General features: G+C 63.2%; 15 protein-coding genes. 2 read left to right on the top strand and 13 right to left on the bottom strand.

The features are described 5' to 3' along the window. Positions 1-33: 33 nt before the first annotated feature. The 8 genes from B3098_RS21160 to B3098_RS21125 all read right to left on the bottom strand — a co-directional run bounded on the left by B3098_RS21160 (position 34) and on the right by B3098_RS21125 (position 6,667). Positions 34-633 carry a BPSL1445 family SYLF domain-containing lipoprotein gene (locus B3098_RS21160; protein ID WP_175125286.1) on the bottom strand — a complete coding sequence of 200 codons (600 nt, stop codon included), beginning with the start codon at positions 631-633 and terminating at the stop codon, positions 34-36. A 68-nt stretch (positions 634-701) separates the two neighbouring features. After that, positions 702-1,172: a YMGG-like glycine zipper-containing protein gene (locus tag B3098_RS21155; RefSeq protein ID WP_239214211.1), complete on the bottom strand. Its 471-nt coding sequence runs from the start codon at positions 1,170-1,172 to the stop codon at positions 702-704. Positions 1,173-1,735: 563 nt separating this feature from the next. Then, entirely contained in the window at positions 1,736-2,461 is a 726-nt protein-coding gene (locus B3098_RS21150; protein WP_175139317.1) for an amino acid ABC transporter ATP-binding protein, read from the bottom strand. Then, positions 2,458-3,174 (bottom strand): amino acid ABC transporter permease, encoded by a 717-nt coding sequence (locus B3098_RS21145; protein ID WP_286898797.1) that lies wholly within the window; start codon positions 3,172-3,174, stop codon positions 2,458-2,460. Before B3098_RS21145 ends, B3098_RS21150 begins: the two co-directional genes overlap by 4 nt. A gap of 2 nt (positions 3,175-3,176) precedes the next feature. Further along, positions 3,177-3,878 carry an amino acid ABC transporter permease gene (locus B3098_RS21140; protein ID WP_286898796.1) on the bottom strand — a complete coding sequence of 234 codons (702 nt, stop codon included), beginning with the start codon at positions 3,876-3,878 and terminating at the stop codon, positions 3,177-3,179. A 28-nt stretch (positions 3,879-3,906) separates the two neighbouring features. Further along, a complete protein-coding gene (locus B3098_RS21135) occupies positions 3,907-4,734 on the bottom strand; it encodes an ABC transporter substrate-binding protein (protein ID WP_279974864.1) in 828 nt (275 codons plus the stop codon). Between the two features lie 44 nt (positions 4,735-4,778). After that, positions 4,779-5,996, bottom strand: coding sequence for an aminotransferase class I/II-fold pyridoxal phosphate-dependent enzyme (locus B3098_RS21130; protein ID WP_286898795.1), 1,218 nt, complete (start codon positions 5,994-5,996; stop codon positions 4,779-4,781). After that, positions 5,993-6,667, bottom strand: coding sequence for an RraA family protein (locus tag B3098_RS21125; protein ID WP_286898794.1), 675 nt, complete (start codon positions 6,665-6,667; stop codon positions 5,993-5,995). Before B3098_RS21125 ends, B3098_RS21130 begins: the two co-directional genes overlap by 4 nt. A 214-nt stretch (positions 6,668-6,881) precedes the next feature. On the opposite strand from B3098_RS21125, the gene B3098_RS21120 reads away from it, so the two are divergent. Next, complete coding sequence (locus B3098_RS21120; protein WP_175139322.1) at positions 6,882-7,781, top strand: LysR family transcriptional regulator; 900 nt, start codon at positions 6,882-6,884, stop codon at positions 7,779-7,781. 151 nt (positions 7,782-7,932) lie between these two features. Here the strand turns inward: B3098_RS21120 and B3098_RS21115 are convergent, their stop codons facing one another. Further along, positions 7,933-9,420, bottom strand: coding sequence for an SEL1-like repeat protein (locus B3098_RS21115; RefSeq protein WP_286898793.1), 1,488 nt, complete (start codon positions 9,418-9,420; stop codon positions 7,933-7,935). Positions 9,421-9,611: 191 nt separating this feature from the next. On the opposite strand from B3098_RS21115, the gene B3098_RS21110 reads away from it, so the two are divergent. Then, positions 9,612-10,055, top strand: a complete 444-nt coding sequence (locus tag B3098_RS21110) for a DUF695 domain-containing protein (protein WP_286898791.1) — start codon at positions 9,612-9,614, stop codon at positions 10,053-10,055. Between the two features lie 57 nt (positions 10,056-10,112). Here the strand turns inward: B3098_RS21110 and B3098_RS21105 are convergent, their stop codons facing one another. The 4 genes from B3098_RS21105 to B3098_RS21090 all read right to left on the bottom strand — a co-directional run bounded on the left by B3098_RS21105 (position 10,113) and on the right by B3098_RS21090 (position 13,073). Continuing rightward, positions 10,113-11,504, bottom strand: a complete 1,392-nt coding sequence (locus B3098_RS21105; RefSeq protein WP_286898789.1) for an FAD-binding oxidoreductase — start codon at positions 11,502-11,504, stop codon at positions 10,113-10,115. Between the two features lie 228 nt (positions 11,505-11,732). Next, positions 11,733-11,972, bottom strand: a complete 240-nt coding sequence (locus tag B3098_RS21100) for a hypothetical protein (protein WP_175125271.1) — start codon at positions 11,970-11,972, stop codon at positions 11,733-11,735. A 34-nt stretch (positions 11,973-12,006) separates the two neighbouring features. Next, positions 12,007-12,204: a hypothetical protein gene (locus B3098_RS21095; protein WP_175125320.1), complete on the bottom strand. Its 198-nt coding sequence runs from the start codon at positions 12,202-12,204 to the stop codon at positions 12,007-12,009. Positions 12,205-12,251: 47 nt separating this feature from the next. After that, complete coding sequence (locus tag B3098_RS21090; protein ID WP_286898787.1) at positions 12,252-13,073, bottom strand: BON domain-containing protein; 822 nt, start codon at positions 13,071-13,073, stop codon at positions 12,252-12,254. Positions 13,074-13,565 lie beyond the last annotated feature (492 nt).

The raw sequence follows: 13,565 nt of genomic DNA, 5'->3' as shown, positions 1-13,565 counted from the left end.
GAAAGTGACTCCGCGGGCGGTCCACTTCGGCCATCACGGCTCGTATTTCGAGATCTTCGTTCCCTCTAGCGAGACGCCAGCCATCAGGCCTCCGTTGTTCATCACGAAGCCAACAATCGGCTGCTTCGCAGTGTTCGTGTCGATGCGTCCGTTGGCGCCGATATTGACGATCGCCACCGTGGCGTCGGCGCCGACAGTCCAGCCGCTGCTGTTGCGAAACTTGTTCAAGGCGTCATCCGTCATGAACAGCAGGACCATGGCCTTTGATTGCGCGCCCGCCTGAAAGCCGATCGACCCCGACGTGGTGCGGTAGTAGCCTACCGCCGACTGCCCTACGCGCAGCACGCCTTTGCCATGCTCGGCGCCGACGATGAAACTCCCGCTGAGCACATCCGGGAACACCAGCACGCCCCTGGCGCGAGCGACCAGCTCACGGGATGACGGCGCGGCTTCGTAAAGCTTGGATAAGGTCGCGTTGGCCGCGTCGTCCAAAGCAGCCCGCGTATCAGTCTTGGGCGCAGCAGACGGTTTGGACGGCGGTGTCGTGGTACAGCCGCCAAACAGAAAGCCAGCCGCAATGATGGTGAAGAGGGCCATACCGGTCCGGCAGACTGCGGAATATTTATGAGACATGACGTACTCCTTTTGTGGTGTGTCGCACGGGAAACTGGGTAACGCATGAAAAAACACGCCCAGCGCGTTCACGGCCCGACCTGATAGCCGCGCTGCTGCATGCAAGCGGCATACGCCGACGAAGCGTTCGCACTCTGCTGCGCCTGGTTCGCACGATCCTGACGCCGGTCCTGTCGTTGGCGCGACCCGCCCACCACCATGCCCGCCGCGGCGGCGTCCTTCGCCTGGTTCTGCCGGTACGCCTGCTTGGTGTCGTCATCCATACGGTCATACACCTCTTCGTGCTGGCGCCCACGCGCGCCTGCGACGACAGCGCCCGCCGTGGCGCCGGCTGCTGCGCCACGGGCTCGTCCGCCAGCCGAAGGCGTGTCGGCGGCCGCCGCGCTCGACGTGTTGGCCGACTGCGCCTGGCACGCGGCGATGTCCTGCTGGGTCAATTCGGGAGTCTGGCCTTTGAGCGGCGTAACGGTCTGGGCGGCCGTCGACAGGCAGACGCCTGAGAGCACGATCGCCATGCAAGGGAAAATCGACTTGTTCATGAAAATCTCCAGGCCCGCATCGTTCGAATCGCCAGCGCTGGTGTCCCGATTGGCGGACACCAGCGCCGGCCCGCCACCCATGCATCCAAAGATGCAGAGATCGGTGTCATGCGGTGCGGGGGTGCTAGTTCGATCAGGCGTGGACGAACAGCGTGTTTCGCGGGCACATTGCGTAGCCCGATACGGATTCACACGCGAAGGGGCGGGCTGGATGAGACGTATCGCGGATATTCATTGCGGCCTCCGATGCATAGAACAACGGTCAATGAAAATACGTCTTGCGCGGCGCCAAAAGCGCGGCAAGTTCCGGAATGCGATTTGTCACTTGGGACTTGTTCTGGTCGGGCGCCAGGCGCATCGCACCATGCTTGATGCGAAATCTACCCGACGCCTGCGACCGTCTCAATCATCCCAAAGATGCTGATTCTGCGGATGAATATACTGCCGCGAAATAAAAACAGCATCATCGTTTTTACAGTGACGGAAGACGCCATGGCCGGATGGCAGGCGCCTTGCGGCTGACGGTCGCGCGATAGCAGGGCTGCCGCACGGCAGCCCCGGTTTCAATGCCGGATCTCCGCCAGAAATTTCTGCGCGCGGGCAGTGTGCGGCCGATTGAAGAACGCATCCGGCGTTCCGGTTTCCACGATACGACCGGCGTCCATGAACCAGACGCGATCCGCCACTTCACGGGCAAAGCCCATCTCGTGCGTCACGCACACCATGGTCATCCCATCCTTCGCCAAGCCCTTCATCACCTGCAGGACTTCGCCGACCATTTCCGGGTCCAGCGCGCTGGTCGGCTCGTCGAACAGCATGACCGGCGGATTCATGGCCAGCGCGCGGGCGATCGCCACGCGCTGCTGCTGACCGCCCGACAATTGCGAGGGATAGGCCTCTGCCTTGTGGGCCAGCCCCACTCTTTCCAAGAGTTGCATGGCACGCTCGCGCGCTTCGGGGCGGCGAGCGCGCTTCAGTTGCAGCGGCGCCAGCATCAGGTTTTCCATCACAGACAGATGCGGAAAGAGATTGAACTGCTGGAACACAAAGCCGATGTGGCTGCGCAATGCGTCCAGGTGCACGTCCTTGCCGTAGATGTCCTTGCCGTCGACTTCAATGACGCCCTTCTGGATGGGCTCCAGCCGGTTGACGGTGCGGATCAGCGTGGACTTGCCCGAGCCGGAGGGCCCGCACACCACGACCACCTCGCCCCGGTCGACCTGCGCCGTCACATCGGCCAGCGCCTGATACTCGCCATACCACTTCTGCACTTCGGAAAATCGGATCATGTGGGCACCACTTTCTGGGCAGGCGCAAGTCCGGCGCGCCGTCGGCCAATGCGGCGTTCGGTCAGGTGCACCAGGGAACTCAGGCCAAAATTCAGGACGAAATAAGTCAGCGCAAGCAGCCCAAAGACTTCGAACGGCTTGGTCAGCAATACGCTGTTGATCTGGTTGGCGGCGTACGTCAGCTCCTGGACACTGATGACATAAGCCAGCGAGGTTTCCTTCACCGTGGACACGAACTGGCTCAGCATGCTGGGCAGCATGTTGTAGAGCGCCTGCGGCAGGATGACGCGCCGCATGGTCTGCATGTACGACATGCCCAGCGCGCGGCTGGCTTCCTGCTGGCCGGGCGGCAGCGCCTGGATGCCGGCGCGGATGATCTCGGCCAGATACGCGCTTTCGTAGCAAACCAGCGCCACCACCATCGTGGTCGTGCCCGCGACAGGACGGCCGATGATGATCGGCACGAAGAAGTAGGCCCAGAAGATGAACATCAGCAGCGGCAGGCCGCGCACCAGGTAGACCACGGCCGACGAAGGCCAATAGAAGATCCGGTAGGGGCTGATGCGGCCCAGCGCCAGCAGCACGCCGCACGGCAGCGCCAGGGCGAGGCTGATGGCAGCCAGACCCAAGGTCGCGGCCAGGCCGCCGATCGGACCATGCGGATACTGGCCGATCAGAAGCAGCAACCAATTGTCTTTAAGGATGTCCCACATGGTCAGCGCACTCCCAGCGGACGATAGCGTCGCTGCAGCATCGCGCCGCCGCCCATGATCAGGAACGAGAGCACGAGATAGATCACCGTCACCACGGCATAGGCCTCAAACGTTCGAAACGTGTTGTTCTCGATTTCGCGAGCGGCCGCAGTCAGCTCGGTCACGCCGATGGCCATCGCCAGACTCGTGTTCTTGAGTAGCAACAGGGTCTGGTTGAGCAACGGCGGGATCGCAATGCGAAAGGCCTGGGGAAGCACCACCTTGCGCATGGTCTTCAGAAAGCTCAGGCCCAACGCGCGGGCAGCCTCGACCTGGCCGGCAGGAATGCCGCGCACCGCACTGCGCAGGTCTTCGCAGACATAGGCCGACATCACCAGCCCGATTGCGATGCAGGAAAGGGTGAATTCACTGCCGTGGCTGTTGAGCCAGTCGGTGACGGCGAACGGCAGCAGCGCGGGTACGCCGAAGTACCAGAACATGATGTGCACCAGCATGGGCACGTTGCGGTGGAACGCGACATACGTCGCGACCAATCCATTGGCGACAGGCGAGCCCGTCAGGCGGATCACCGCCAGCAGGCTGCCCACGAAGAACGCCAGAATCCAGGAAAGCCCGGCCAGCGCCAGGGTGGTGATCAACCCCCTGAGCAGCCAGTCCGGATACTCGCCCTGAAAAATGGCGCTGAAGTCGAAGATGTAATGCATCGAACCAGGCTCCAGCGCGCGCGGCGCATCAACCCTTGATTTCTTCGATGCGGAAGTCGCGCTTGATGTTGAACTGGGTGCCGGCGCCAAACCACTTGTCAAAGGTCTTGGCAGCCTGTCCGGACGCTTCCATGCCGTCCAGCACCTTGTTCACCTGATTCAGCATTGCCGTGTCGCCCTTGCGCACGCCGACGCCCCACGGTTCGATGAACAGCGCGGGCTCCAGGATCTTGACCGGCACGGCGCTCGAGGCGGCCTGGTGCTGCAGCTTGACCAGCATCAGTTCCGAACCGACGAAACCGCTGACCTTGCCCTGCTGCAACGCCAGGAATGCGCCGCTGGGATCCTTGAACGTGACCGGATCGACATTCGGGATGTTCTTGCGCGCGCCCTGCTCCGACGACGAACCGCGCACGGCGCTGACCCGCTTGCCGGCGAGATCGGCGGGCGCCTTCAGATCCTTGTCCGATTCGCGCGACAGGATTTTTTGCGGGCTGACGAAATGCTGGTGCGAATAATCGATCTGCTTGGCGCGCTCGGGCGTCCAGCCCAGATTGGCGGCCACCACGTCGACGCGGCCGGCGATCAGTTCAGGAATGCGCGCCTCGACGGCAATCAGCTTGAGTTCAAGCGGCACACCCAGGCTGTCGGCCAACGCCTGGCACACGTCGACTTCATAGCCGACGATGCCGCGCGTCTTCGGATCCTGGAAGCTGAACGGCTCGGCCGTGCCCATCGTGCCGCAGATGAACTTGCCGCGCGCCTTGATGTCCTGCAGCGTGTCGGCATTGGCGGCGGGGGCCAGCGTTGCGGCCAGGCCAACGATGGCGGCGAAGGAGGAGATGAACGTCTTCATGGAATTCCCTTGGTATGTAGGTATGGGTGCTGCAAAAAAAGGCTTCATGCCAGGCGCGCGCATGCATCGCGAATGCGGCGGCAGCCCTCTTCGATGTTTTCCATCGAGGTCGCGAAGCTCAGCCGCAGATACGGCGACAGCCCATAAGCCGCGCCGTCCAGACAAGCCACGCCCGCCTCGTCCAGCAGATACATCACGACGTCGAGGTCGCTGCCCAGCTTGTGGCCGGCCGGCGTGGTTCTGCCCAGCAGGCCTTCGACCGACGGATACACGTAGAACGCGCCTTCCGGGACCGGGCAACGAATGCCGGGCACCTCGTTCAGCAACGCCACGATGCGATCGCGGCGGTCATGGAACAACGCATTGGCGTCACGCACGCACTGCTGGTCGGCCGTCAGTGCGACGCGCGCAGCCGACTGGCTGATCGCGCTGACGCAGCTGGTGCTTTGCGAGATCAACGTGGCCATGGCCTTGATCAGCGCCTTGGGACCGCCGGCATATCCCAGGCGCCAGCCCGTCATCGCGTAGGCCTTCGACACGCCGTTGATGGTCAGCGTGCGCGCGGCCAGTTCGGGCGCCACCGCAGCCGGGGACTGATGCCGCGCTTCGCCATAGGCCAGATGCTCGTAGATCTCGTCGGTCAGCAGCCAGACGTGCGGATAGCGTGCCAGCACTGCTGCCAACGCACGCAACTCGTCCGCGCCGTACATCGCGCCGGTGGGATTGCTGGGCGTGTTCAGCAGCAACCACTTCGTGCGCGGCGTGATGGCGCGTTCCAAGACGTCCGGGGTCAGCTTGAAGCCATCCGATTCGGGGCAGACCACCACGACCGGCGTGCCGTCATTGACCAGCACCATGTCGGGATACGAGACCCAGTACGGCGCCGGGATGATGACCTCGTCCCCTGCCTGCACAGTGGCGGCCAGCGCGGTGAAGATCAGTTGCTTGGCGCCCACGCCGACGATGAGTTCGTCCGTGCCATATTCCAGCCCGTTCTCATGCTTGAATTTGGCGCGCACCGCTTCCAGCAGCGGTTTGGCGCCGACGGACGACGTGTAGCGGATGTCGCCGCTGTTGAGCGTGTCGATGCCTGCCTGGACGATGTGCCCCGGCGTGGGCAGGTCCGGTTCGCCGACGGTGAAATCCACGATGTCGCGGCCCTGGGCGCGCAATTGGTCGACCCGGCTCTTGGCCATCATGCTGGGCGAAGGTTTGATGGCGCGGGTGCGTTCGGCCAGGAAATCTGCGGTGACGGCGTTCATGCGAGCCCCTTCGCGGCAAACGCGGCCTGCATCCAGCTCTGGCTTTTCTCGCCCGTGGCAATTTCAGCCATGATGCGCGCTTCCTTGTCGGCATGCGCACGCGCGGCGGCGATCAGCGCCTCGGCGTCCGACGCCGCGAAGCTGACCAGCCCGTCTTCGTCGCCCACCAGGATGTCGCCCGGGTTGATGACCTGCCCGCCGATCGACACCGGCACGTTGACCTCGCCGGGGCCGTCCTTGTAGGGTCCGCGGTGGATATGGCCGCGCGCATAGCAGGGGAAACTGTCGGCTTCGAAGGCCGCAACGTCGCGAATGGCGCCGTCCACGACAACGCCCGCGCAGCCATGGATCTGAAGATAGCGCTTCATGATTTCGCCAAGCACGGCATTGGATAGATCGCCGCCGGCGTCGACAACCAGCACGTGTCCCGGCTGGATCTGCATCATTGCCTTGTAGATCATCAGGTTGTCGCCGGGACGGGTCTTGACCGTCAGCGCGGTGCCGACCAGCTTGCCGCTTCCGTTGTAACGGCGCAGTCCGGTGATGCCCTCACGGCGCGCGAGGTTGTCGCTAAGGTGCGGGGTGACGATGCCTGCCAGCGCTTGCAATATGGCAGTGGGCGCAACGGGAGAGGCGGGCAATTGGCGCGCGCCGGTGGAAATGGAAGCCATGTCGGTCTGCTTGTCCTGAGTCGAAGGACGCTCCGTTTTTCGCGCTGTCGCTTGCGAGGCGGGGCGGCCGGTAATGAGTCAGACCAAATGGTGCGAGCTTTTGCGATTCCAAAAAAGGGATTAAATTTCAGCGAACTTCATCACTTTTCAGAATATAGGGGTTACCCCTTATCGGAACTTTCGGAATGAACCTCAAGATCTGCCGGGCACGCACATGCTGACTTTCAAACAGATCGAGGCCCTTTATTGGACAGTCCGGCTGGGGACATTTTCTGCGTCGGCGCAGAAGCTGCATACCACGCAATCGGCCATCACCAAGCGTATCCAGGAACTGGAAGCCGACTTCGACATCGCCCTCTTTGACCGGTCGGGCCACCGGGCAGAACTGACGGCCCGGGGGCATGAAATCTACGCCTTGGCCGAGCAGATGCTGGGCCACCGCGACCGTCTGCTGGCTCGCCTGAAGGGACAACACACGTTGACGGGCACGTTCCGCTTCGGCATCACCGAGATCACCGCGATGACGTGGCTACCCGCCCTGATCCGCCTGCTGCGCGCCCACTATCCGCGCATCACGCTGGAACCACATATCGATCTGGGCGCGGACCTGCTCAAGCGTCTGCAGGCCGGGCAATTGGACATGGCATTTCTGCACGGCGAGTTTGCCGAACCGAATCTCCAGGTCGTCGCGCTGCAGCGCCTGGAGTTTGCCTGGATGGGCAGTCCGGACCTGATCGACGCCAGCCACATCTACACCCCGGCCGACATTGCCAAGCTGCCGCTGCTTCGGCAGAGCCGCGAGTCCGGGTTGAACATGATCTACGACGGTTGGCTGCGTCCGCACACGGCGGCGAGCAACATCTTTACCATCAACAGTCTCATCGCGATGGCCGGATTGACCGCCGCGGGCTTTGGTGTGAGCTGCCTGCCCCGCGACTACTTCGCAGACATGGTCAGCACGCGGCAACTCGTCATCGCGCGCACCACCGTCGCGCCGCCACAGTCGGTGTACAGCGCGATGTTCCGCCGGGATGCGGATGTGGCGTTTTGCGAGAGCGTGGCGGAATTGGCGGAAAGCTGCTGCGAGTTTTCAACGGGCTGGCGTTTGCGTTGAGGCGCTCGCGCGCATCGGAACCCCGTCAACCCTTCCGGCAATCGACCTGCGCGCCCGACTGCCTGGCGGAGATGCAGGTGCCGGAGGGGATTGCCCGGCTTCGGCTCAGCCCGCCTCACTTTCCAGGAACGGAAAGAGCGGGTTGCCGGCGTTATTTCGCGAACATCCCTTCCGCGACCAGATCCGCTTGCCGGCCATTCACGAGCCCGGTCGCTTCCGTGATCCGGTAGTCGGCCTGAAAATCGCAGAATTCCTGGGTCTTCATCGGCAACAAGGTGCTTGAACTGAACGAATCCCATGCCCGGCCATCCAGGCCTTCGTTCATCGTGTTCATGCCAAACGGACTGAACGCCAGGGTGCGCAGCGTCGTCGCGCCCTGGTCATTCTTCAATTCGACCGTCACCCGCAGATTGGCGATTTCACCCAGCTTGTCGGTGGTGACGACAAAATGCGGTTCGCAAGCCAAGGCGCCGCCGTTGCCGCCGTGATACGTCGACTTGTGCTGCAGGCGCAGCGTGGGCGCCGCTTTGCCCGCCTGTTTGCGCTGGTCCAGATCGCTTTTGCATTGGCCCAGGAATTTGGCGTCGTCCTGCGGATCCGGCTGATGGTTGCGCCGCTCCTGGCGGTATTGCAGGGCTTTTTGGCAATCGGTCTTTACCGACTGGCCGTTGTAGTAGATCCAGCTCAGGAATCTTGGTGCACGGGCGGAGCCCTGCTCAATCGCCTCTTCAAACAGGGAACGCGCCCGGGCGTAATCAACTGGAACGATCTCGCCCAGGTAGTAGATTTCGCCCAGATTGACCAACGCATCCCGGTCGCTTTGCGCGGCCGCGCGCTCGAACCATGACACGGCGACGGGCGGATCCTGATCCACGCCCCACTTGCCTTGCAAGTAGGCAAGGCCCAACAGGTTCTGCGATTGCGGCTCGCCGGCTTCTGCCGCGCGTTGCCACCACTTGAAGGCCTCGGCGTCCTTCTTCTCGACGTGCGAGTAGCCAAAGTTGTAGAAGCTGCCAACACGGAACAGCATCTCGGGTTCTTTGTCCCGCTCTGCCCAGACGCGCGCCAACCGCAGGGTGTCCAGCTTGGTGAAGCCGATTCGCGCCATCATCGCGCGGGCATCAGAGGAGGCCGACCCGACGTGACGTTCTAGGTATTCGATGACCGGCAGCCGCATTTCGACGTCCGTCTCGGCTGCGGCCTTGCCCTCGTAAACGATGTGGCGCTGGCGCTCCAGCTCTTTCATGTCGTCGATGTTGTCGATGTCGTCCTTGGCGATGAGCCCGATGTAGCGTTCAGCGATGCTGGCGTCTTTGTCGACACCGATGCCGTACTCGAAGAAGTACGCGGCGTTGGCACACCCGTATTGACCGCCCTGATGGCATGCCAACGCGTAGTTGGCGATGGCCAATTTGACGTCGCGGCTGACGCCCACGCCGTGCTCATACATGAAACCCAGCGCCATGAGCGCTTCGGGATCGTTGTCCTTGGCGAGGTCCTGAAGCGCCTTCAGCGCCCCGGCGTCTTGCTGGACGGCGCGGTCGTAGAGGCGTTCGGCCTGGTGGTCTTGTTGGGCGAAGGCCGAAAAGGCGGATCCCACCAGCACCGCGGCGGCGGCGAGCTTCAAATACGTGTACATCTACTGCTTCCCTGTAAACAACGGCTGTCGCTGCGGTGCAAACGACCGGGCGATTGTATCTGCGCCATGTGGCATGGCGGTTCCTCGCAGATCAAGACGAACGCATTGATCCCGCACTCAGCCTGACCGCGCGATGCGTTGCGATAGACTCCCGGCTTGTTCGGCACTTGAATCAGCAGGAGTTACACGCAATGAGCAGCCTATTTCCAGGCGATATGTGGGCAGTGGGCGAAGCCCAGATCAACGGCCTGCCGGTCGTCGTTCGCTTTCGCACCGGTCTGCCGTCCGAGTCCGATCGTCAGGTCAACGAGAACCTGATCATCATCACCTGGGCGTATCAGGGCATCGAGACGGGCATGCCGAACGACGAAGACAAGCAGCGCACCAATGCGTTTGAAGAAGCCATCGAACAGGGCTTCGAGAATTCGGACGCCGGTGTGCAGGTGGCTTGCCTGACGGGCAATCATCAGAAGGAGTGGCGGTACTACACGCCGAATGTCGAAGCGTTCCTGGATGCGTTCAACGCATGCCTTGCGGGGCATCCGGTCTATCCGGTCGAGCTGCGCATGTTCAAGGATCCGGACTGGAATGCCTTGGCGGGATTGCAACCGAAGGGGTCGGATCAGTTGCATTGAAGCGGGGCCGGTTCCATGCTGCATCCCCGGCCCCCGCTGACGCGTCGCTCCACGACATCAGGGCGCGGCCGGCTTGATGTTCTGGTTATGCCGAAACAGATTGTGCGGATCGTAGCGGGTCTTCACCTGCACCAGCCGGTCGAAGTTCTCGCCATAGGCCGCTCCCACGCGCGCGGTTTCGTCCTGCGTCAGGAAGTTCACATACACGCCGCCTTGCGACCAGGGCTCAGTCGCCTTGAAGATGTCACGCGCCCAGGCGATGCACCGTTCATCGTCCTTCGGATCGTCCCAGCGCCCGTGCACATTCATGGCGAACTGCGCCGCCCGGTGCGGATACGCGGTGGCGGACACCGGCACCTGCATCGCCGCGCCGGCGATGTGACCAAAGAAGATCTCGCATTGCGGCGACGGCACGTTCTGTACCGCTGACACGACGGCGTCGATCAGACCGTCCTCCAACTCCCCAATGTTGTGAGACTTCCAGTAGTTGCGCGCGCCGGGCGTCAGCAATGGATCGAACGCCTTCTGCCAGGCCGCATAGGGCATCGGCCCAAGGTGTTCACCGTAGGGGTCGCCCAGACCACGCACCACTTGCAGGGCGTCCGGCCCCTTGTCCACGCCGCCCGTGTAGCACGACGCGAAGGCGATGATGGGCTTGCCGTGCACGGCTGCCGGCAGGAACGGCAGCGGCGGCGCCTGGCGTAGCACCGCCCAAACGGTCAGCTCCTGAGGCATGGTCGGCAACGCATCGCGGTATCGCGCCAGCGCGTCGCGAGCCTGTTCCAGCGGTATCACCACCAGTCCGCCGTAGACCTCCGGCCCCACCGGATGAAGCTGAAACTCGAACATCGTGACCACGCCAAAATTACCGCCGCCGCCGCGCAGCGCCCAGAACAGGTCCGGGTTTTCCGAGTCGCTGGCGTGCAGCAATTGGCCGTCTGCCGTGACGACATCAGCAGACACCAGGTTGTCGACGGTCATGCCGAACCGGCGCGTCAGCCAGCCGAAACCGCCTCCCAACGTCAAGCCAGCCACGCCGGTCGTTGAATTGATGCCCAAGGGCACGGCCAGGCCGAACGCCTGCGCTTCGTGATCGAGGTCGGACAAGGTGGCGCCGGGTTCCACGTAGGCCCGAGCGCGCGCAGGATCGATGCGTACCGATTTCATGGGTGACAGATCGATCATCATCCCGTCATCGCAGACGGCGGTGCCCGCGATGTTGTGTCCGCCGCCGCGCACGGATATCACCAACTGATTTTCTCGCGCGTAATCCACGGCGCGGCGCACGTCGGCGGGACCTGCGCATCGCGCAATGACGGCGGGCCGCCGGTCCACCGTGGCGTTCCAGATCTTGCGGGCGTCGTCGTAGCCGGCATCGCCGGCGGACAGGATCTGGCCCCGGACCGCGGCGCGTAGATCTTCCAAGGTGCTGCTGGACAGTTTGTTCATCACACATCTCCTCGAAGGCGATGCATTTACAAACAGCGTCTAAAGCAAGCCGTCTATCTGCTGGGGCGCGACATGGGAGTTGCCTCCTTGAAAAAGGGGCCATGACCCTGTGCACATGAATGCCCGGCGAACGCCGCGCGGGGGGGAAGGCGGCAGACGCCCTGTGCCGTGCGCCGGAGCGTGCGTGATGGGGAAAAGTATAGGCCTTTGCCCGCGCGGACAGGAGTCCTAAGAATCGTTTTTCAGAACGCCGCGCACGTTCATGACGGCCAATCCCAGTTGCAGTGCAATAAGCGCCCACGCGTCATCGTGCAGGCCCCACGCCACCCACAGCACGTTGCTGGCGAGGAAGACCCAGAAGCCCGCGTGGCGGCGCCCGGCGCTACGCGACGCGACCAGCCAGGCGGCGGCAAGCGACGCCGCCATGGCTGGCCACTGCAGAAAGTCCCACAACGCGTCCAGGGTCATGGGTTTCCTGTCCCACTCAACTTCCTGAAAGGCGTCACGGCTTGGACCGGGCGCCCTGACCGCGGTTGCGCTGGCTCTGCTGGTCCTGACCAGTGCCGATCTGCGTGGTATGGCCCTCCTTCTTCGTGCGGTTCTGCGTGTCGCCGTGACTCGCCTGCGACTCGCGGGGCGTATCGTCCTGGCTGCGGTCGGGCGCGTCCGTTTCGTGCGTGCTGTCCTTGTGTTTGGTCATGATCTGCTCCTTTCGTCAGGGTCATCGTGTTTCGTATCGCGGACCGGTCATTCCTTCCCGGTTCCGAAGTTTTCGACGGTGCCGGTGCTGCCGGCGCCCGAGCTGCTCGCGCCTGTATTCGAGCCTCCCGCGGCTCCAACGCGGATCCGGTTCTCGACATCGTTCACGCCCGCGCACTCGACCGTGCAATCCTCGACGTAGTGTTTGGTGCGCCGGTTGGGAACAGTGCCCTCCAGCACGACATGGCCGTCCAGGACCGCGACCGAGACGTCACTCACGTCCAGGCCGCTATGGGCCAGCGCTTCGCAAACGTTCTCGCGGATGCGATCGTCCGAACGGATGTAGCCCTTGGGATCGGTCCGGCGCGATGCGCGGTCCCGCCACGCGGTCGGACCGCGGTTGTAGCCGCCGCGCTCAGCGGTTTCGAATGACATGGATTCCTCGCGCCACGCGGGGCGGTCGCCGTAGTAGCCGCCTTCGTCATCGCCGAACGACGTGGGACCGTCGTAGGCCTGATCCCGGCCGCCATAGGCACGGTCGCGGCCGCTCTGGAAGCGTCCCTGGCCGCCGGCCCCGCGGCCTTGATCGCCATATCTATTTCCTTGCGGGTCGTATCCGCGATCATCACCGCCACGGCCGCGGCCCTGCCCCTCGTAGACCTGTTGGCGCTGGAACGAGGGATCTTCATTCGAAAACCCGCCATAGCTGCTTTGGCCGGGATCGGCACTGCGGCTGCGCACCGGTTCCCGGGTCTCGCGCGTGCCGCCTTGTCGCGTGCCTTCGCCCTGGTAACCGTATGACGGCGCGGGGTCCTGCCACGGTTCCCGGTCGCCGCGATAGTTCGACGTGTTCCTCGGGTCTCTACTCATATCGTCTCTCCCGTTGCAAGTTGCGAAACAAGCAGGCCGGACTCGCGCTCAAACGTTGAAACGCGTGCCCTCGCCCGCCCGCTTGGTGTAGGCAGCAAGTGCTGTGCCGGGCGCCGATGGCGCAAGTGGGCGCAGGGTCCACGCTTTATGGCCGATAGGCCAAAGGCGGCCGCGATGCTAAGAAAGGGTCATGCGGTCAGAACGCCGTGGCAAGGCCAAACAACCGCATCCGGCAACACGACACTCGACATTCAGGAGATGAATATGGCTTCAGGATCCAGGCTGTCCGACGTAATCGTAAAACTCCCAGATCGCTCCACATGCCGCGTAGAACGGCGTTTGATCGCAAGGAGAACCCAGGAGGCCTCCAGCGTCCCCATCTATGTGTGCACCTTGCCTACCGGCGAACCTGTAACGTGGCTGGGAGGCGGTAAATATCGCTTGCCGTGCGGGTCGGTAGGTGTGGCCGTTGCGCACAAACCGCCCGAAAGA

The organism is Achromobacter sp. UBA2119 (assembly GCF_002331005.1).
Lineage (GTDB): Bacteria > Pseudomonadota > Gammaproteobacteria > Burkholderiales > Burkholderiaceae_B > Achromobacter > Achromobacter animicus.
Note: the sequence above shows the minus strand (reverse complement) of the source record. Positions and strands in the feature narration are given on the sequence as shown.

Coding starts and splice junctions, on each gene's coding strand:
- B3098_RS21135 (WP_279974864.1), bottom strand. CDS start 4,734: ATGAAGACGTTCATCTCCTCCTTCGCCGCCATCGTTGGCCTGGCCGCA.
- B3098_RS21160 (WP_175125286.1), bottom strand. CDS start 633: ATGTCTCATAAATATTCCGCAGTCTGCCGGACCGGTATGGCCCTCTTC.
- B3098_RS21125 (WP_286898794.1), bottom strand. CDS start 6,667: ATGGCTTCCATTTCCACCGGCGCGCGCCAATTGCCCGCCTCTCCCGTT.
- B3098_RS21150 (WP_175139317.1), bottom strand. CDS start 2,461: ATGATCCGATTTTCCGAAGTGCAGAAGTGGTATGGCGAGTATCAGGCG.
- B3098_RS21155 (WP_239214211.1), bottom strand. CDS start 1,172: ATGAACAAGTCGATTTTCCCTTGCATGGCGATCGTGCTCTCAGGCGTC.
- B3098_RS21120 (WP_175139322.1), top strand. CDS start 6,882: ATGCTGACTTTCAAACAGATCGAGGCCCTTTATTGGACAGTCCGGCTG.
- B3098_RS21130 (WP_286898795.1), bottom strand. CDS start 5,996: ATGAACGCCGTCACCGCAGATTTCCTGGCCGAACGCACCCGCGCCATC.
- B3098_RS21145 (WP_286898797.1), bottom strand. CDS start 3,174: ATGTGGGACATCCTTAAAGACAATTGGTTGCTGCTTCTGATCGGCCAG.
- B3098_RS21110 (WP_286898791.1), top strand. CDS start 9,612: ATGAGCAGCCTATTTCCAGGCGATATGTGGGCAGTGGGCGAAGCCCAG.
- B3098_RS21095 (WP_175125320.1), bottom strand. CDS start 12,204: ATGACCAAACACAAGGACAGCACGCACGAAACGGACGCGCCCGACCGC.
- B3098_RS21100 (WP_175125271.1), bottom strand. CDS start 11,972: ATGACCCTGGACGCGTTGTGGGACTTTCTGCAGTGGCCAGCCATGGCG.
- B3098_RS21140 (WP_286898796.1), bottom strand. CDS start 3,878: ATGCATTACATCTTCGACTTCAGCGCCATTTTTCAGGGCGAGTATCCG.
- B3098_RS21090 (WP_286898787.1), bottom strand. CDS start 13,073: ATGAGTAGAGACCCGAGGAACACGTCGAACTATCGCGGCGACCGGGAA.
- B3098_RS21105 (WP_286898789.1), bottom strand. CDS start 11,504: ATGAACAAACTGTCCAGCAGCACCTTGGAAGATCTACGCGCCGCGGTC.
- B3098_RS21115 (WP_286898793.1), bottom strand. CDS start 9,420: ATGTACACGTATTTGAAGCTCGCCGCCGCCGCGGTGCTGGTGGGATCC.